Source organism: Peribacillus sp. NPDC006672 (assembly GCF_050274955.1).
Taxonomy (GTDB): Bacteria; Bacillota; Bacilli; order Bacillales; family DSM-1321; genus Peribacillus.
Genome location: NZ_JBNNOR010000002.1, coordinates 74636 through 93669 on the forward strand (window position 1 = coordinate 74636; position 19034 = coordinate 93669).

Annotated in this window: 18 protein-coding genes; 2 read left to right on the plus strand and 16 right to left on the minus strand. The window is 40.3% G+C overall.

The genetic code is table 11. The features are described 5' to 3' along the window. Positions 1 to 7: 7 nt before the first annotated feature. The 9 genes from ACQKKK_RS03705 to ACQKKK_RS03745 all read right to left on the minus strand — a co-directional run bounded on the left by ACQKKK_RS03705 (position 8) and on the right by ACQKKK_RS03745 (position 9386). Positions 8 to 409, minus strand: coding sequence for an acyl-CoA thioesterase (locus tag ACQKKK_RS03705; RefSeq protein ID WP_427614189.1), 402 nt, complete (start codon positions 407 to 409; stop codon positions 8 to 10). A gap of 15 nt (positions 410 to 424) precedes the next feature. Next, positions 425 to 1204 carry an enoyl-CoA hydratase gene (locus ACQKKK_RS03710; protein ID WP_427614190.1) on the minus strand — a complete coding sequence of 260 codons (780 nt, stop codon included), beginning with the start codon at positions 1202 to 1204 and terminating at the stop codon, positions 425 to 427. Further along, positions 1204 to 2088 carry a 3-hydroxyacyl-CoA dehydrogenase family protein gene (locus tag ACQKKK_RS03715; RefSeq protein ID WP_427614192.1) on the minus strand — a complete coding sequence of 295 codons (885 nt, stop codon included), beginning with the start codon at positions 2086 to 2088 and terminating at the stop codon, positions 1204 to 1206. The genes ACQKKK_RS03710 and ACQKKK_RS03715 overlap by 1 nt, the downstream gene beginning before the upstream one ends. A gap of 43 nt (positions 2089 to 2131) precedes the next feature. Then, the gene (locus ACQKKK_RS03720; protein WP_427614193.1) at positions 2132 to 2695 is read right to left on the minus strand and encodes a TetR/AcrR family transcriptional regulator; all 564 of its coding nucleotides are present in this window, start codon (positions 2693 to 2695) and stop codon (positions 2132 to 2134) included. Positions 2696 to 2765: 70 nt separating this feature from the next. After that, the gene (locus ACQKKK_RS03725) at positions 2766 to 4376 is read right to left on the minus strand and encodes a long-chain-fatty-acid--CoA ligase (protein ID WP_427614771.1); all 1611 of its coding nucleotides are present in this window, start codon (positions 4374 to 4376) and stop codon (positions 2766 to 2768) included. A gap of 37 nt (positions 4377 to 4413) precedes the next feature. Beyond that, positions 4414 to 5187 carry an SDR family oxidoreductase gene (locus tag ACQKKK_RS03730; protein WP_427614195.1) on the minus strand — a complete coding sequence of 258 codons (774 nt, stop codon included), beginning with the start codon at positions 5185 to 5187 and terminating at the stop codon, positions 4414 to 4416. Then, positions 5184 to 6413 (minus strand): acyl-CoA dehydrogenase family protein, encoded by a 1230-nt coding sequence (locus tag ACQKKK_RS03735; protein WP_427614197.1) that lies wholly within the window; start codon positions 6411 to 6413, stop codon positions 5184 to 5186. The genes ACQKKK_RS03730 and ACQKKK_RS03735 overlap by 4 nt, the downstream gene beginning before the upstream one ends. Positions 6414 to 6504: 91 nt before the next feature. Further along, complete coding sequence (locus tag ACQKKK_RS03740; protein WP_427614199.1) at positions 6505 to 7833, minus strand: ATP-binding protein; 1329 nt, start codon at positions 7831 to 7833, stop codon at positions 6505 to 6507. 200 nt (positions 7834 to 8033) lie between these two features. Beyond that, positions 8034 to 9386: a TrkH family potassium uptake protein gene (locus ACQKKK_RS03745; protein ID WP_427614201.1), complete on the minus strand. Its 1353-nt coding sequence runs from the start codon at positions 9384 to 9386 to the stop codon at positions 8034 to 8036. Between the two features lie 232 nt (positions 9387 to 9618). Here ACQKKK_RS03745 and ACQKKK_RS03750 point away from each other — a divergent pair, with 232 nt between their 5' ends. Then, on the plus strand, positions 9619 to 9816 hold the full coding sequence (locus ACQKKK_RS03750) for an alpha/beta-type small acid-soluble spore protein (RefSeq protein WP_061462216.1): 198 nt from the start codon (positions 9619 to 9621) through the stop codon (positions 9814 to 9816). A gap of 55 nt (positions 9817 to 9871) precedes the next feature. Here ACQKKK_RS03750 and ACQKKK_RS03755 read toward each other — a convergent pair whose 3' ends face one another. The 6 genes from ACQKKK_RS03755 to ACQKKK_RS03780 form a co-directional block, all read right to left on the minus strand. Then, entirely contained in the window at positions 9872 to 11137 is a 1266-nt protein-coding gene (locus ACQKKK_RS03755) for an anti-sigma factor domain-containing protein (RefSeq protein WP_427614202.1), read from the minus strand. After that, positions 11134 to 11877: an RNA polymerase sigma factor SigI gene (sigI, locus tag ACQKKK_RS03760; RefSeq protein ID WP_427614772.1), complete on the minus strand. Its 744-nt coding sequence runs from the start codon at positions 11875 to 11877 to the stop codon at positions 11134 to 11136. The genes ACQKKK_RS03755 and sigI overlap by 4 nt, the downstream gene beginning before the upstream one ends. Before the next feature lie 354 nt (positions 11878 to 12231). Beyond that, positions 12232 to 13005 (minus strand): TerC family protein, encoded by a 774-nt coding sequence (locus ACQKKK_RS03765; protein ID WP_427614204.1) that lies wholly within the window; start codon positions 13003 to 13005, stop codon positions 12232 to 12234. Between the two features lie 258 nt (positions 13006 to 13263). Then, positions 13264 to 14823: an aldehyde dehydrogenase family protein gene (locus ACQKKK_RS03770; RefSeq protein WP_427614206.1), complete on the minus strand. Its 1560-nt coding sequence runs from the start codon at positions 14821 to 14823 to the stop codon at positions 13264 to 13266. Positions 14824 to 15361: 538 nt separating this feature from the next. Continuing rightward, complete coding sequence (locus ACQKKK_RS03775) at positions 15362 to 15589, minus strand: hypothetical protein (RefSeq protein WP_427614207.1); 228 nt, start codon at positions 15587 to 15589, stop codon at positions 15362 to 15364. Between the two features lie 41 nt (positions 15590 to 15630). Then, positions 15631 to 15930, minus strand: a complete 300-nt coding sequence (locus ACQKKK_RS03780) for an SDR family oxidoreductase (protein ID WP_427614209.1) — start codon at positions 15928 to 15930, stop codon at positions 15631 to 15633. 324 nt (positions 15931 to 16254) lie between these two features. On the opposite strand from ACQKKK_RS03780, the gene ACQKKK_RS03785 reads away from it, so the two are divergent. Further along, positions 16255 to 17448 (plus strand): FtsW/RodA/SpoVE family cell cycle protein, encoded by a 1194-nt coding sequence (locus ACQKKK_RS03785; protein ID WP_427614210.1) that lies wholly within the window; start codon positions 16255 to 16257, stop codon positions 17446 to 17448. Between the two features lie 128 nt (positions 17449 to 17576). On the opposite strand, the gene nhaC is transcribed toward ACQKKK_RS03785, so the two are convergent. Then, positions 17577 to 18956, minus strand: a complete 1380-nt coding sequence (nhaC, locus tag ACQKKK_RS03790) for a Na+/H+ antiporter NhaC (protein WP_427614212.1) — start codon at positions 18954 to 18956, stop codon at positions 17577 to 17579. Positions 18957 to 19034: the final 78 nt, after the last annotated feature.

Here is a 19034-nt window from a genome sequence, read left to right on the forward strand (position 1 = left end):
TTACATTCTAATTTTCAACAAGATGAGAGATGAGCTTTCCTTTAATCATTTCTGGAATAGGTTCACTTTTTTGATTCAGAAAATTAAAAAAGACTAAAACTTCACTCCCCTTGGCAATGACTTCACCAGTTTGTGAACAGAGGATATCATGGGCCATTTCACAGCTTTTCGTACCTACCTTTATCAAAGATGAACGAATGGTCAAGAGTTGATTGAAATATCCCTGAGCAATAAAGTCGCATTTTGTGGAGGCTAATAAAAAATTCCATGATTCGACCTTCATCGCTAGCCCCAGGGCTTCAAAAAATTTCATGCGTGCTTCTTCGAGGTATATGAAATAGCTTGTGTTATTGATGTGGCCCAAAGCATCCGTTTCGGAAAAACGGACGTTGACTTCAAATTCATGCATAATACCCCTCCTTGTTTAACGATGTACGAAAGCAGGTTTACGCTTATCCAGGAAAGCAGAAACCCCTTCTTTAATATCTTCCGTTTGAAAAATTTCCTCAAAAAGATTCGTTTCAATCTCCAGGCCTTGTTCGAGCGTTGCCTCACTTCCTTCATTAATCGCCTTCTTGATTCTCGAAAGCGCTTGAAGTGAGTGCCTCGTCATTCTTGAGGCCAAAATTTTCGCTTCAGCTAAGCCGCACCCTTGCTCAACGACTTTATTGACAAGCCCGATCTTTTCCGCTTCTTTGGCCTCAAGCGGATCACCGGTAAATATAATCTCCTTTGCCTTTGCGTTTCCTACAAGTCTTGACAAACGTTGTGTCCCTCCAGCTCCAGGAAATAATCCTAATTTCACTTCTGGCAGCCCAATTTGCACATGCGCTTCAGCCACTCGCAAATCACAGGCAAGAGCCAGTTCGCATCCGCCCCCTAAAGTCAAGCCGTTTAATACAGCTATCGTAGGTTTAGGAAACTGGTCTATTTTGGTTAGGACGGCATGACTTTCCTTTACCATTTCTTTCATATTCGGGTTCCCCATCATGTTAGGGAATTCTTTTATATCAGCACCAGCCGCAAATGCGATATTGCCTGCACCGGTTATGAGTACCGCAACAGTTTCAGTATCTTTTGAAAGTTCAGTGAATACTTCCCCCAAATCTTTGAATACTTGTTTACTGATTACGTTTAATGGAGGATTATCGATGGTAATGACCGCAAGCCTATTTTCCTTAACCACTTTAATTAATTTTGTCATCAATTCTTCACTCCTTGGTTTGGATAATCATACCAGCCTTTTCCTGTTTTCCTTCCTAAATGTCCCTTTTCCATCTTTTCTTCTAAACAAGCATTTGGCTTGTCTTCTGGATTTCCAGTTTCATTGTATCGTTGCTGCATGACAAAATATCCTACATCAATACCTGATAAATCCATCAGTTCAAAAGGGCCGATGGGGTGGCCTAACGCTTTTCTGCAAATTAAATCGATATCCTTATAGTCCACAATCCCTTCTTCATACAAATATAAGGCCTCACGCTGCAGCGCTCCCAAAATTCGATTGGCTACGAAACCCGATATCTCTTTCCTCAACAAAACTCCTGTCCTATTCATCTTTTCTGTGACTTCCATCGCAAGCCTCGCTGTTTCCTCCGATGTTTGATCACTCATGACAACTTCAACACAATCCATTATTAGAGGCGGGAAAAAGAAATGCATATTAATGAACTTATCCGGACGATTCGTCACACTCGCAATCAGGCTATTGACAATCGTTGAACTATTGGTAGCAAAAATGGTTTCTTCTGGGGCCAATTCTTCAAGTCTGGCGAAGACTTCCCGTTTCACATCAAGTTTTTCAACAACCGCTTCAATGATCAAATCAGCACGGCTGGCCGCTTGCTCAAGATCGGTGGTATATTGAAGACGGTTAAGAGCAGCCAACTTACGATCTTCAGACAATTTTCCTTTTTGAACCCATTTAGTCAAAATGACACCCAATTTTTCTCGGGCTGTATTCAACGCGTCTCCCTGAACATCCTGAAGAATCGTCTCATATCCCCCAAGTGCAGTAAGCATTGCAATTTGATGCCCCATCTGCCCTGCTCCAATTACGGTTATTGATTGAATTTGTTTGTTGGTCATGCCATCTATCTCCTTTCAACTAACCAGTTAGTATGTAGCCTAGTCAAACTTCAATCCCCTGTAGAATCATCCCCATAAAAATGCCTGCCACTTCCTGTTCGTTTTTTTCACCTTTAGGGTCGTACCAATGATAGCTCCAATTGGCCACACCCAAAATAGCAAAAGAGATGATGGATGCATCAAGGTTGGAACGTAGGTCTCCGCTCTCGATGCCTTCCACCAGCACCTGTTCGATTTTATTACGGAACTCATCCCGCTTAGGAAGGATTTGTGCAAGTTTTTCGTCACTTAGATTTTTCATTTCGCGAAAAAAGACCATTGCGCTTGATTTTTTTGTTTTGATGCTTTTTAAAAGCATATATACCATATCGAAAAGCTTTTCCTTGCAGTTTTTCCCAGGATCCAAAATGATTATTTCCTGCTCACTAAGCAACTCGTCTATATAAGCAATATGAATATCCATAAGCAACTGCTCTTTGCTCGTAAAGTAATAATAAAATGTTCCCTTCGTCACTCCAACCGATTCGACGATATCAGAAATCGAAGTTTCACTAAAGCCCTTCTTTTCGAATAAGCGTATGCTATGTTCTGTCATTTTTTCTTTCATGTAAGCATCCTCGCAATCTGTTAAAATTTCAGCTGAATTGATTCATACGCTCCGTACTACCAAAGCCTTCTTATTTCTTGGAAATTTCCTCCCTTAAAGCACGCCTTAAAATCTTTCCGACATTTGTTTTCGGTAACCCCTCACGAAATTCAACGAAATGTGGAACTTTATAAGCCGATAGGTTTGCTCGGCAGTAATCGATGATTTCCCGTTCACTTACCTTTTTATTATTTTTAAGTACAAGAACCGCTTTTACCGACTCCCCTCTGTATGCATCTGGAACTCCAATGACAACCGCTTCCTGGACAGCAGGATGTTCATAGAGAACTTCCTCCACATCACGCGGATAGATATTATAACCACTTGCGATGATCAAATCTTTTTTCCTGTCAACAATATAGAGATACCCTTCTTCATCAACTTTCGCGATATCACCCGTATAAAGCCAACCATCCCTAAGAGTCACCGCCGTTTCCTCTAGCATATTCCAGTAACCCTTCATCACTTGAGGTCCTTTGATGACCAATTCCCCCATTTCGCCTGGGGCCACTTCTTTTGTCCCGTCTCCTAGATCCATCACTTTATATTCTGTCGAAGGGATACCGATCCCCACGCTCCCAGGCTTCCTTTCAGCAAATACTGGGTTACAATGCGTCGTTGGCGAAGCTTCCGTAAGACCGTAGCCTTCTAATATCTTTGCGCCCGACTTTCGTTCAAACTCACGGAGGAGCTCCATGGGCATTGGTGCACTTCCGCTGTTACAGACCTGAATTGAGTCCATTCCATATTCTTCTGCCTTTGGATGGTTCGTCAACGCTACATACATTGTAGGTACACCTGGAAAAGTGGTGGGCTGTTCACGCTTTATCGTTTCTAGCACTTCTTCTATTTCAAATCGTGGCAACATGATTGAGTTACCCGCAATATACACGGACAGATTCATTGCGGCCGTCATTCCAAAAACATGAAAAAGCGGGATGACCGATAATGTTCTTTCTGAGCCCAATTTCAATTCATGCTTGAAGAATTCATACGATTGAATGACGTTAGCCAGAATATTGCTGTGAGTCAGCATTGCCCCTTTTGAACGGCCAGTCGTCCCTCCTGTATATTGAAGAACGGCTATATCATTTTCCGGATCGATTGATACTGGATTGATTTTCCCGTTACCTGTCTTCATGAATTGGTCAAATGAAGCATCAAGCTGGAAGTCTGCATCTGATGGCTGCAGGCTTACAGGGATAATATTTTTCACATTCGCATGCTGCTGCACACTTTTCACTTGCGGATATAACCCGTCCAACACCACGATCGTTTCGGCACCGGAGTCCTGTAAGATATGCAGCAGCTCCCTTTCAACCAGCATTGGATTGATTTGGGTGATAATGGCTCCTGTGGTCAAAGATCCATAATAAGCAATGACGTATTGGGGACAGTTAGGAAGCATGATAGCAACACGATCGCCTTTTTGGACGCCTTGTTTTTGTAGGGCCGAGGCAAAGGCTTGCGATGAATGAAAAAGTTCCTGATAAGATATCTTTCTGTCATAAAAAGTGATGGCTGTATTGTTTGGATAGGACTGATATGCATTTTGAAGGATTCTTTGCATCGGATACTCAGGAACTTTTATTTCCTTTGAAATTGAATCAAGATAAACGGACAGCCATTTTTTTTCATTTATCATTACATACCCTCCATCCATATTTACTTACCTTTCATTACATTGCATGTGAACCCCCATCGACAATCAAGACGTTTCCAGTCATGTAATCAGATGCCTTTGAGGCCAAGAAAACCGCTGCCCCTTTTAAATCATCGTCACTCCCTAATCTTTTAAGGGGAGTGGAATCCAAGATCGGATTCTTCCCTTGTTCAAGCACTCCTTTACTCATTTTTGTCGGGAAGAATCCGGGTGCGATTGCATTAACATTGATATTATGCTGGCCCCATTTAACGGCTAAATCCTTTGTTAGAACAATGACCGCCCCTTTGCTCGTATTATATCCGACCGTATCAAGCACCCTCGGGTCCGTCCCTCCTAATCCAGCGACAGAAGCGATGTTTATGATTTTTCCATGTCCCTGTTCAATCATGATCCTGCCTACAGTCTGGCTCATGATAAAGGTTCCAGTTACATTGACATTCATCACCTTCTGCCAGGCTTCCAGTGGCATGTCGACAGCTGGAGCTCCCCAGGATGCCCCGCTATTGTTCACTAAAATATCAATGGAACCAAATTCCCGGTAAGTTTCGTTAACGACTTCCTGTACATCTGAGGGATTGGTGATATCACACTTGAAGGAAAGTGTCCTGACTCCAATACTTTGCAGTCGAGAGGCTACTTCATCGCATGCTTCCTTCTTCCTGGAACAAAGAACGACATTGGCACCTGCTTCAGCAAGGCCGGTCGCTATTTGTTCTCCCAGCCCCCTTCCCCCACCGGTTATGATTGCCGTTTTACCAGTCAAATCGAATAGGTCGGTAACTTTCATATCTTCACCTCATGCTTCTGTTGGTATTTTCGAAGTTCAATTTTAGCTACTTGTGACCGGTGCACTTCATCCGGACCATCAGCAAGCCGCAACGTCCGGGCATTTGCCCAATGTGCAGCAAAAGGTAAATCATCGGAGATTCCCGCAGCTCCAAACCCTTGAATGGCCCGATCCAGCACTTTCAATGCCATATTCGGTGCAACCACTTTAATCATGGCTATCTCCGCCTTCGCTTCCTTGTTCCCGACAGTATCCATCATATAGGCAGCTTTTAATGTAAGGAGCCTCGCTTGTTCGATTTCAATCCGTGAATCAGCCACCCATTCCATGATCACACCTTGTCTAGCCAAAGGTTTTCCAAAAGCGACACGACCTTGAATACGCTTACATAATTCTTCAAGTGCTCTTTCAGCAGCCCCGATCAGTCTCATGCAATGATGTATCCTCCCAGGTCCGAGTCTTCCCTGGGCAATTGCAAACCCTTTACCTTCTCCCCATAGTATATTCGTTGCCGGGACCCTCACATTTTCAAAATTGATTTCCGCATGGCCATGAGGAGCATGATCATAACCAAACACAGGGAGCATTCTCTCGATTTTGACACCCGGTGTGTCCAGCGGTACAAGAATCATTGACTGTTGTTCATGCTTGGACGCTTCAGGATCTGTCTTACCCATAACGATGGCAATCTTGCATCGGGGATCTCCTGCTCCTGAAGACCACCATTTCCGGCCATTTATGACATACTCATTACCTGTCTTTTCAATCCTGCACTCTATATTGGTAGCATCGGAAGACGCCACTTCTGGTTCTGTCATCGAGAAGCATGAGCGTATTTCCCCAGCAAGCAACGGCTTCAGCCAGCGTTCTTTATGTTCATCGGAACCGTATCTCACCAATACTTCCATATTACCGGTGTCCGGCGCGTTACAATTAAAGATTTCAGGTCCTATCATCGACCTTCCCATGATTTCACAAAGCGGGGCATATTCTAGATTCGTTAAACCCGCTCCATATTCGCGATCAGGTAAAAATAAATTCCATAATCCTTCTTCTTTTGCTTTTGCCGTTAATTCAGATAAAATTGGCGGTATATCACTCCATCGGCTCTTCTGTACATCAAGCTGCTTCTTGTATATTGATTCATTTGGGTAAACGTGCTTTTCCATGAATTCCGTTAACTTCTTTTCCAGATTTTTCACCTTTTGAGCATGTTCAAAGTGCAAATTGAATTCCTCCTTTTAAACTGACTAACCGGTTAGTATGTCCTCGTCCTTACAGTATACACGCAATATTCTGATTTTTACAACGATTGAATCATTTATTTTCATGTCGTTCTAGTCCCGTTATCTGGACATTTTCGTAATCACTTGGTAAGACTGTGGGGAATACGCAAACGATTTTCGTACCTTTTTTCAGTTCGCTGGTGATAAACACTTTTCCGCCATGCTTTTCGATGATTTTAAAACAAACGGAAAGTCCCAACCCTGTTCCTGATGATTTCGTTGTGAAAAATGGTTCTCCTACTTTTTGAAGGGAGTTTTCCGGAATGCCTTCTCCCTCATCCAAAATGCTCACAAACACTTCCCCATTCTTTTCATATATACTCACAAAAATATTTCCGCCATCATGCATCGATTCTATGGAATTTTTTATAATGTTTATTAGTACTTGCTTGATTTGATTTTCATCAAAGTAAATAAAAATGGGATCCGTATCATAATTTTTATGAATTTGAATATTGTTCAATACGGCGTTTGTCTCCAACAGTGTAACGACATGGTTACAGCTTTCTTTTAAATCCTTCTCATGAAAAACCGCTTCCGCGGGTTTCGAAAGCAGCAGGAGTTCATTCAAGACTTGCTCGATTCGATTTATCTCCGAAAAAATAATATCAAAGTATTCCTGTTTATCGGCACCGTCATCTTTAATCAACTTTACAAATCCCATTATTGCTGTCATCGGATTCCTGACTTCATGTGCAATTCCTGCCGCAAGTTGGGCTGCCGTTGATAACTTGCTTGATGTGATTGCCAAATGTTCGTTTAGGCTCACAAGCTTTTCTTCTGCATGTTTACGTTCATTAATTTCCGATAATATGCCTGCCGTCCCTATGAATTTCCCTGCGTCATCGTAAATTAGTTTAACGAATGCTTCAACCCAACTGGTTCCTTTTTTCGCATTCAATTTAATGTCCACCCGAAAATATTTATTTCCTCGATGAAAAGATTCCGCAAAGGCCTTTAATACGTCCTGATAAGAAGTCATATCCATATGTTTAGAAAAGTGGAGCCCCAGTGATTCGTTCACGGTCGCACCACTCATCGATTTCCATGCTGGGTTTAAATACAACCATTTTCCTTTAGCATCCGTTTGAAAAATAACCTCATTGAAGCTATTGACCAATTCTTTTGAGTACTTGGAGAAAATGCGATAACGTCCTTCGCTATCCTGCAATATAGCTATTGTTTTCCGTTTATTATCATAGATAGCACCCAAACACCAAGCTATGGATAGAATAACGAGTATATATATTCCTGCAAAGGTGGAAAAGCTGCGTTCTTCATGGCCCAGCCATCCTAAATAGGGCAATATCAATATGAAGGACAGGACAGGGACAATAATCCTTCCAGTATATTTCTTCATTTCTTCCACCTCCTTTACTAAAATGATTTAACTTCATTCAATGGAATTCCAGCAAGTAAGGGTTCAAATTATGCATATACTGTATATTAAAACGGTAAAAAACTCACTTATAGGTAAACTTCAACATTTTACCTTTGATTCCTGCAAACAACAAAAAAAACCTTTCCTCGATGGAAAGGTCTCTGTTCAACTTAAATCATTTACCCAATGATGACGCGTTCCTTTGGATAATGATAATTTTCCGTAACTTCTTTATGACCAATGATATAGAGAAGGGACGTAATTCCGACCCTGCCAATAAACATGATAATCATAATGACAATTTTACCGATATTACTGAGTTCGGGAGTGATACCCATTGAAAGACCCACAGAACCGAAAGCCGAACATACTTCAAAAATGATTTGCATCAAAGTAAAATTCTCAGTAATTGATAAAATGAAGACTGCCATAATGCATAATATGGATCCCATAATCATAACTGCTGTCGCCTTACGAATATCATCAGGATGAATCTCTCGTTTGAATACTTTAATAGATCGTCTTCCCCTCATAAAATTCCATAAAAAGAGCATCATTATAGCAAAGGTGGTTGTCCGGATACCTCCGCCCACTGAACTAGGAGATGCTCCAATAAACATCAAGATGCTCATCAATAAAAGGGTGGGTTCTGAGAAATCGCTCACATTCATCGTTGTTAGGCCACCGCTTCTCGTATTCGATGACATAAATAGAGAGTAGAAAAATGATTCATGCCAACTCTTATCTTTAAAAAACCCGTTCATCTCCAGCAGGAAGATAAAGATAGTTCCCCCAATTATAAGGCACAAGAAAGTAACTGATGTCAGTTTTGTAAACAAAGAAAAATGAAACTTATAAGTACGTGCACTATTGGATAAAAATTCTTTCAACTCAATTAAAACCGGAAATCCAATAGCTCCAAGGGTAAGCAGGATAATCGTGATAAACTGTACAAAATAATCGCCTTTATAGGGAATCATTGAAGTACCGGTAATATCAAAACCAGCATTCGTGGTGGCACTTATTGCTACAAATAAGCCATTTAAAAAGGCTTCTTTCCAGTTTGGATAATAATTCAGAAAGTAGATGCCTAAAACAAGAGCTCCAATCATTTCAATAACGACAAATATTTGAATGATTTGAATCAATAATTTAACAAGCCCCGAAAGATTCGATTGGTTTTGATCGGTCATGATCAATTGTCTTTCCTTCAAGCCTATTTTCTTACCCAAAATCAACCAGAAAAAGGTTCCAAGCGTCATAATGCCAATACCGCCAAATTGGAGAACAAACATAAGAATGAAATAGCCTACCTCATTAAACACTTCGGGCAAACTAACAACTGTTAGGCCTGTCACACTAACTGCACTTACGGCTGTGAATAATGCATCCATGAATGTAAATTCCACGCCTGGCTTAAGAGCAACTGGCAGACTAAGCAATGCTGTCGAGATGCTGACAGCTAAAAAATAATAACCGACGATAAGCTGAGCTGGTGTTAATTTTGATAATATTTTTTTGATAGCAACCATAAAGAGTTTCCTTTCTTACTCCTTTATAGTTATGTGAATCACATAACCATTAAAAATCTAGTTTACCCTTTTTTCATTCTTTTTTCCATTCCCTTTTGAAACTGACTTACTTACAACAATAAGGCAGGTTTACCAAAAAGTTTGATCCCACTCCTATAAGTAAAACTCCCCATTCTACTTATACTATCATTACAGCGGCAAAAGCCGTTGAAAAAGTAAAGGGGAGATTCAAATGGCTAACAGCAGTAACAACCTTCTTGTTCCTGGAATCGAACAAGCATTAGAACAAATCAAATATGAAATTGCATCAGAATTCGGTGTACAATTAGGTTCCGATACTTCAGCACGTGCCAATGGTTCAGTTGGCGGAGAAATCACGAAACGACTTGTAGCACAAGCTCAATCTCAACTTAAAGGTCAAGGTCAATAATTACTATCATAATTGAATATCCATGGCTAAGAGTCCAGCTCCGTGCTGGACTCTTTTAATTATTCCCTTGTCCGTTTCCATTATTGCCTTTTCCATTATTGCCTTTTCCGTTATTGCCTTTTCCATTATTGCCGTTTCCGTTATTGCCGTTACCCTTTTTCCCCTTATCCCAATCCTGTTTAGCTTCTATAACTATTTTATCTTGTTTATCTTTTTGATCTTTTTTATTTTTATTTTCGTGCCTTCTATGATCGTCATTATTCTGTTCTCTTTCTCTTCCCTTTTCATTTTTCTGCTTGTCCTTTAATTGGTTGCTGTGATTATTTTGATTGCTAACAGGTTTTCCTTTTGATCCCACACTTTTTTCCTTAAAGTCATTTATCTCATTCCGTTTTCTATTTTTATCTTCACGTTTGGGTTTTTCCTTATTTTGGTCTGATGGTGTTCGTAGGTTTTTCTGTTCAGTTGGTTTTGCATCATTTACCGACTTTTGCTTTAATTCATTTGTTGTATTGTTATCTTTTTTCTTTTCATCAACCGATTTATTTTCTGTACTCAGCGTTTCGCTTTTCTCTTTCGGAGTAACAACCTTTTCCTCGACTTTTTTATCCGTTGCAGGTGCAGGCTCCCTCGTATTGACTTTTATCTTCTCTTTATCTTCCTTTAACTTCTTTTCGACATACTTACCTGTGGATATGCCTTGTTCCCTCGCTTGCTTCCTATCGCTTTTTGTTGCCTGAATCACTTTCATCTTCGTATTAGAAACATTATTCTGTTCTGATATTTCTTTTATCTCTTTTTTTAAGTTCTTATCCAGTTTTTTATCTTTATCCAATAACGTTGTGGAAACGACTATTTGTTTTTTTTCTTTCAGATATCCAAGTTGCTTCGTCATTTCGACGATTCGGTTTGTAACCGTCTTAATGTCTTTACCTTTCCAATCTTTCAGCTGACCAATCACAAGCTTGCCGTCTTCATTTAAGCCGGTAAGTTTGAGAACTTCTAAATGATGGTCAAGCTCCAATTCAATGCTAGGATTCACATCTATTGTCATGTAAGCCGATACATGCCCAGAGAAATAAGATGGAAGAAACGAAAAGAGAATCAAAAAAGTGGAGGCAATGCTTAGCACGGCCTTTTTTTTGAAAGATGAATTAAAACTGGGAAAGGCTAAAGTGACCTTTTCTTTAATAGGCGAAAAAGTGATTTCCTCACCCACTTCATATTCCTGTTCCTGCCTTTTGGTTTTTAGAAATTCACCCTCGGGGGTCAATAGGGTTACAAAACGCTTATTAACTGAAAGAATAACTCCTTTTTTCATCCATTGATAGCCCCTTTTATATAATCATTCAAGTACAAAAAATCTCCGTTTATTATGATTGCCACAGCAATGATGTACTTTCTGTTCCGTTCAATCGTTTTTCTGCTTACATCCACTTTTCCTTCAAGCTGTTTTACTGGCAGCCGCTTTTTTGTAAACAGAATTTCTTTCAGTTCGTCATCTTCCATTAACAATTTAGCAATCATAATAGCTCCCTTCCTGGCATCCGCATGTTTTGGAGAGTTTTCGACTAAATCCTCAAATGACAGACCAAAATCCTGTAGATGGCTTATATAAAGGTGAATTTCTTCTTTTCTTCTTTCCGATTCCTTTTGCTTCTCGTATTCATTTATGGAATTTTCATTATCGATATATATATGGCTTTGATCATTATCATCATTCAGAGATAAATCCAAAAGGACTTCTTTCCGTTTCGACTGGCTTCTTAAATAATCTATAACCCTTCGTTTAATGAGGGTTTCGGCAAATGCCAATAAAGAACGGCCTTTTTCAGGGGAATATTTATCGATTGCCTCGTTAAAAGCAATCATCCCAATACTAAATTCATCATCTGATTCGTATATGTAACGTCTGCAGATTGATGAGACGGTTTTTGCAATAAAAGGTTTGAAAGACTCTATAGTATCATTACGAAGGCTTATATCGCCTTGTTGAATTTTCAATACGGTTTCTTCTAAAGAACGCTTTTTTTTGAATGCTGTAAACAACAAACCAAGCATTTGCTCACCTCGCTCCTGTTGAACAAAAATACGCATCAACATACTTATCTTAAGCGGAGAGAGTCTAAAAGACAGTGCTAAAAGAACTATTTTTGCGATATAAATGAAATCACAAAATATATCCACATGATAAAATACTTAGTTTCTTCTCGTTTATTACAGTGCAATTACAGTAAAATATCTTTTTCTGGATTATTGTATAAATCAATGGGACAATTGTCATTTTTCTAACCGGAATTTAATATTCATATCTTTTAACATATCATTCGTAAACATCCCTGGTCTTGTGTGGGTCACTCCATAAATACATTAAGAAGATAAAAAAACAGGCGTAAACTTGCACGCCTGTTTTTTTTATGCTTCTTGTATTTGTTTTTCTTTTTTTTCTTTTTTGCTTGAAATGATCCACGCGCCTACGGCAATTCCAATCAATACGACCCAGAAAATCGATTTCCAAAGGGTTGATTCAGGGAAATGATGATCGATGATAGCCAGTGAAGGGTGTGCAAGTGTATATACCGCTAACTTAACCCCAACCCAACCTACAATCAAAAATGCTGCCGTTTCAAGTGAAGGACGCTGATGAAGCAATTTCACGAATGCATTTGCTGCAAACCGCATTATGATCAATCCAATCATACCACCGAGGAACATAACGGCGAATTGCCCTCCGTCAATACCGCCGACTTTCATCCAGCCTGTTGCAGGAAGTGTAACAGCCAGCGCAACGGCAGCCAACATGGAATCGATTGCGAAAGCGATATCAGCAGCTTCAACCTTTACCACGGTCATCCAGAAGCCAGATTGCTTTTTAGGTTTTGTGACTTCCTTCTCACCTTTACCGACGTATTTTTTGTAAATGTGCTGAAAAGCAATGAAAAGTAAGTAAATGGAACCGATCGCTTGAACTTGCCACACGTCGACAAGAAAGGAAATAAGGAATAGACTTGCAAAGCGGAAAACAAAAGCTCCCATCAGACCATAAAACAAGGCTTTTCGTTGTTGTTCTTTTGGTAAATGTTTAACCATGACAGCCATGACGACTGCATTATCCGCAGCGAGTATTCCTTCTAGTCCAACCAAGATGAGAAGGACCCAGCCATATTCCAATAATATTGATGCTTCCATCCATTCAACCTCCAATAGTTTGTATTTTCTCCCTATCGGCATTGGCAAAATAAAAAGACCTCTGCCGTATAGGCAAAGGTCTTGCTGAACATGAAAACATGTCAACAAAGCCGATGAATGTTTCCATTCACGTAATGACGACTTTGTTTTAGGGCGAACCCTAACGCTACTCCCCTTTGAAAGGAAAATCAGTTATTAAATATATTAATAGTATACGCACTTATTATGAAAATAACAATCTTTTTTATATTTGGATCATCATCTTCTTTTCCCTTTGGATAATTTAATCAACTGCAAATATTCTTTACCAAAACGGATCCAGTTCGGTTTTCCAGAAAAGTAGTTCTGAAACAACGATAAAAACCTCGTGTATTTCCCATCATATGGATACCATTGGATTTCTGTATTCTTTTTACCTTTATCGATCATGATCGCTTTTTCATGACAGAAAATCTTCAATCCATGCTCGCCATGATAGCGGCCAATGCCACTTTGTTTGGCACCCCCAAATGGTAAATGATGATTAGCAACAGTAATCAGCACATCATTGATCGTCACCGCTCCTGTAACTAACTGTGACGCAATCCGATTTGCTTTTTCCCTGTCCATCGTCCATACGCTCGAATTGAGTCCATATTCACTTTCATTTGCTAGGGCAATCACTTGTTCCTCCGTATCAAAAGGCACAACAGGCAACACGGGTCCGAACGTTTCTTCTTTCATGATTTTCATGGAGTGGTCGACATTGGACAGAATCGTCGGCGGAATGAAGTGGGTCTGTCCCGTTTTCCACTCTTTCGGAGAGGTTCCAGTTTCAAGTATTGCCCCCTTATTCAGTGCATCCTCCAGGTGTCCAGCCACAATATCAACTTGTGCTGGGAAAGTCATTGAACCGATATCATCGTTTAATTGAATCCCCTGCCTCATGGACTTCGTTTTTTCTTTAAGCATCGTTAGGAATTCCTTATAAACAGAACGTTCTACATAAACCCTTTCAACACTCATACACACCTGCCCGCTGTTTGTAAAAGCACCCCAAAGAGCCCCGTTCACAGCCCGTTCCAGGTTAGCGTCACGCAGAACAATCATCGGATCCTTCCCGCCAAGCTCCAGTGTAGTGGGGATCAGTTGTTTAGCTGCGACCTCACCAATCATTTTTCCGGTCCTTACAGATCCAGTGAAAAATATATAATCTGGTTTTTGCTCAGTTAGTGCCGCACCCAATTCTTTTCCCCCATGCGCAAACTGTATAGTTCCCTCTGGGAAACCTGCTTCATGAAACAGATTATCAATGCACAGCCCAACTAAAGGAGTTACCTCTGATGGCTTGGCTATGACTGTATTTCCTGCTGCTAGAGCATTAAGAATGGGTACCATGGAGAGCTGCAGCGGATAATTCCATGGTGAAATGACTAGAACCGTTCCACGGGGCATAAATTGGACATGGGATTTTTTACCAATTAGCATGAGCGGAGTGGACACCTTCTGTCCGGAAAGAGCTTTTACTGCATGTTTCTCGATATGCTTGATCGCATCAATGGTCGGCATGATGTCAGCAACAAGCGCTTCAATTTTTACTTTTCCCGTATCTTTTGAAATGACTTCAGCTATTTCATCCATTTTTTCAACCATCAATAAGCGAAGCCGTTTTAAATATAGCAGCCGTTCTTTGATGGGAAGACTCGACCACGTTTGGAACGCATGTCTTGATTTTATATATATATCAGGAATCGACGTCAGAGGAGTTGGAACGATTTCCGCAATCTTCTCACCTGTTGCCGGGGAATACACATCCCACTTTCCTTGTATTTCTTCCATAACTAGTCCCCTTTCTTTACCTTATTCTTATCTGGTACTCCTTATCATTTTTATGTTTTAGATAAAAACCGGCCATATCAGGAACACCTTCCCTAAAATCAGGACAAATGATTCCAGAAGCAGCTAAATCCTTTTGGGCTGCAGACTGTCAAAACGTCCTTTCCAAGTGAAGTAATCAAGGGCTTCTTTTTCCACTCTAAATATGCCCACACTGGACGCATTGATAGAAGCGCTTGATTTAGTGCCATTGGAATATGGCCCTTTAGTCTTTTCTTACAATTCATCAACGAAAAGTTCATAAATTTATCTAGCCCTACTGGGTTGGATCAGTTAAATGATAGGTTTTCCCTGCACCTTCATTATATAATGCCAGAGATGCAGTAGCCTGTATAATATAATCGATCTGAACCAGGTCCACTACCGTTTCCCTCTCCGATGAAATATTGGAAATAAAGGGAGGTAGCTAAGGCGATCAAGAAAATTAAGGTTAAAATAGGGACCAGCGAATTTAATCGTTTCCCCTGTTTTGGAATGCCCCTTAATAATCCCGGGCCTGATTACGGTAATAGGAATTCTCATTTTTAAGCTCCTCGACAAGTAATTCAGCCTCAAGTTTTGTCCGTTTATGATTTTTGAAGCTTTTCGGAAAGACCAATTCATGCTCGTAAAGAAGCCCTTCCCGATTCCCTGCCAAATAAGCGGTGCTAAAATACGTATACCTATTAAGATTAGATACTCCTTTAGCAAATTCGTTTACATGTTCCATACCTACGACATTGTCAAGCAGGGCAATTTTTTCAGGGACAGCTAAATCGATATCGCGGCAAGATGGAATATGTGTGTGACTTTATGTTGAAGTTCATCGAATAAATCCAATGAAATATCCAAATGTTCTTTCGTTATATCCCCAATCACCTTTTCAAAGGCAATTTCCATTCCATTACAATCATCTTCAATGCTTGCGACTTCTGCTTCCGCCTTTACGATTTGTTGAGGTAAAACGAGCAAATAGATTTTATTTATTGCTTCATCATGTTTTACTAACTCCCTGATCAATTGATTATATATGAAACCTGGAAATCCCGTAAAAGAATGAGTAGGTTCCATGAAATCATCCCTCTCACGAATTTACCTTGAATAGTAATCTCCTAGCCATAATAGCACCACCAAAATGGAATATATAGTAAAATCCATTTATAATTAAAGGGAAATTCACACTAACTATCGAAGGTAATGTATAGGAAACCGAAAACGGCTATAAGCAAGAGAGGGAATTGCAGCTGTCAAGTTTATCGGATTTAGTGTTTAATATGGGGTTTTGGAGGATAAATTCATATTATCGAATAAAAATTATTATCTATATAACCGATTTTCCGTTACTATATAAGAAGGCGATTTTTTCGCGCATACATATTTGAGGTGAGCGCACAAGTGAAAAGAATAATTAAAGCATACGACTTCCCTATTTTCATCGCTGTCGTATTACTCTGTTTGTTTGGTTTAGTGATGATTTACAGTTCGAGCATGATTACTGCTGTTGCTCGGTACCACCAGTCCATGGATTTCTTCTTCGAGAAACAAAAAACGACCTTTGTCATATCATTCCTGGCAATGATCGTGACGATGATTCTTCCTTATAAGATATACAAAAGTAAAATGTTCTTGATGTTAATGATGTTCGGAATGGCCGGTATCCTTTTGCTGCTCTTTATCTTCGGTCATACAGCAGGAAATGCCACAAGCTGGTTTAAGTTAGGGACAAAGTCGTTCCAACCTGCAGAATTTTCCAAATTAGCTATGATCATTTATCTGGCAGCCATTTACGGAAAAAGACAGGATCGGATTAATAGTATTGACAAAGCCGTCATCCCTCCCATTTTCTTTCTAGTATTCATCTGTTTTTTAATCGGAATACAGCCTGACTATGGAACGGCAGCGGTCATTTTCCTAATTTCAAGTACCATGATCATTTCATCTGGGATGTCTTTTAAGAGTATTTTCAAACTCTCTTTGATTACAGCGATATTCGTTGCCATATTTGCTTTAGGTGTAATCGTGACAGGGAACTTCTCATCCGTTCTCTCTGAAAATAAGTTGTCACGTTTTACAGGATTTGCAGATCCTTTTGGAAAAGCAGGAGAAAGCGGGTATCAACTCGTGAATTCATTATTCGCGATAGGATCTGGTGGCCTTACTGGTGTAGGACTTGGTGACAGTGTACAAAAATACGGGTACCTGCCTGAATCACATACGGATTTCATCATGTCAGTCATTGCCGAAGAGCTTGGGATATTCGGAGTGGGATTCGTTCTATTGACACTAGGTTTTATCGTCCTTAGGGGATATGTACTTTCAGCAAAATGCAACGATCCATTTGGTAGTCTATTATTGATCGGCATCTCATCCATGATCGGCATTCAAGTAGGCATCAACGTAGGCGGAGTGACAGGGCTTATCCCAATTACAGGGATTACCCTTCCATTCATCAGTTATGGAGGATCTTCCCTACTGCTGCTCATGCTTTCAATGGGAATATTCCAAAATGTCGTAATGCGAATGAATTTACTTGAACAGAAAGAAAAGGTCGTGTCCATCCCAAAAGATGAGATCGCTTCTTCAAAATAAACAATCAAATCCTTCACCCCCTGACATTTCTGTTCATGTCAGGGGGTTTTAGTCATACCCTTCTCTCCTTGTTTGGTTATGGAATATCACATAAAAAAACAGACAGTCGAAACCGACCGCCTGTTTTTTCATTTATAATGGATACCCATTTTCGTAAAGCCTGCAATCAAACTAAGCAAAGGACAAAGTAAGCAGAAGAATGTAAATGGGGCATATTCAAGGGTTGAAACACCCAATACCTGTGTCAGGAATACACCGCAGACACCCCAAGGAACCAGAGGATTAACAACTGTTCCTGCATCTTCAAGTACCCTCGCAAGAGTTTTTGGCTGCAAGCCTAAATCTTCATATTTCTGCTGAAAGGCTTTCCCAGGCAGTATAACTGACAAATACTGTTCACCCACTAAGAAATTCACGCTGATTCCTGTAAATACAGTAGCGGAAATCAATTTCGCTACACTCGTCAATGAACCCTGGACCGCATTTAAAATAGAAGGAATGACTCCCAATTCAAACAATAGTCCGCCCATCGCCAATGCCAACAACACCATAGAAACGGAGAACATCATACTTTCAATGCCGCCCCTCGATAGGATTGAGTCAAGTTGATCCATTCCACTCTTGAGTACAAATCCGCCGTATAAAATATCTGCTAGCTTTGCAACCGTCAAATTAGGCGTTTGAATGAAAGCGATGATGGCTGCCGAAATGATTCCTGCCGACAATGTCGGAATGGCTGACACCTTTTTCAAAGCCATGACTAGAACGACGACAAACGGAATCAAACTCCATATGCTTATGTTCGTTTCCATTTCCAGGGCTTTGGTCATGGCTTCAATTTCCTCAACGCGAGCCAATTTGACATTAGGTGAAAGGAAGTAAAAGATGATAAGTGATATTAAGAAACCTGGAATCGTTGTCCAAAGCATATTTTTGATATGTTCAAATAATGATACTCCAACCGTTCCCGAAGCAAGGTTGGTCGAGTCGGATAATGGAGACATTTTATCCCCAAGAAATGCGCCGGAAATGATTGCACCGGCCGTGATCGCCAACGATAAATCCATCGCCGTCGCCATACCTATGAAAGCAACGCCGATTGTAGCTGATGTTGTAAGTGAACTTCCGATACAGAGCCCAAGTAGCGAACACACCAGAAATATGACCGCATAGAAAGATTCACCAGTAATCCAGTCAAACCCATAGTACATGATGGTAGGGATCGTCCCGCTCGCCATCCAGATCGAAATTAGCATTCCAATGAAAAAGAATATGTAGATAGCTCCCATACCAGAAACTGCACCTTTAACGATAGCCGCCTCCATAATTGAAAATGGCAGCTTCTTGATCTTTCCATAAACAAATAAGAAAAGGATAGCCGCTATAATTGGAATATGGGGGCCAAGTTCATAATGTATGATACCAGTTGCAATAATTAAGAATAGAATTGCCAAAACCCCAATTGCTTCAGGTAAGGAGAGTTTTAGCTTTGCATCCTCCAGACGCATAATGTATTTCCCCGCTTTCATTTTGTATATTCTCTGAGGTAAGGATAGGACCTTTTCACTCCCTACAATTACTGAAAC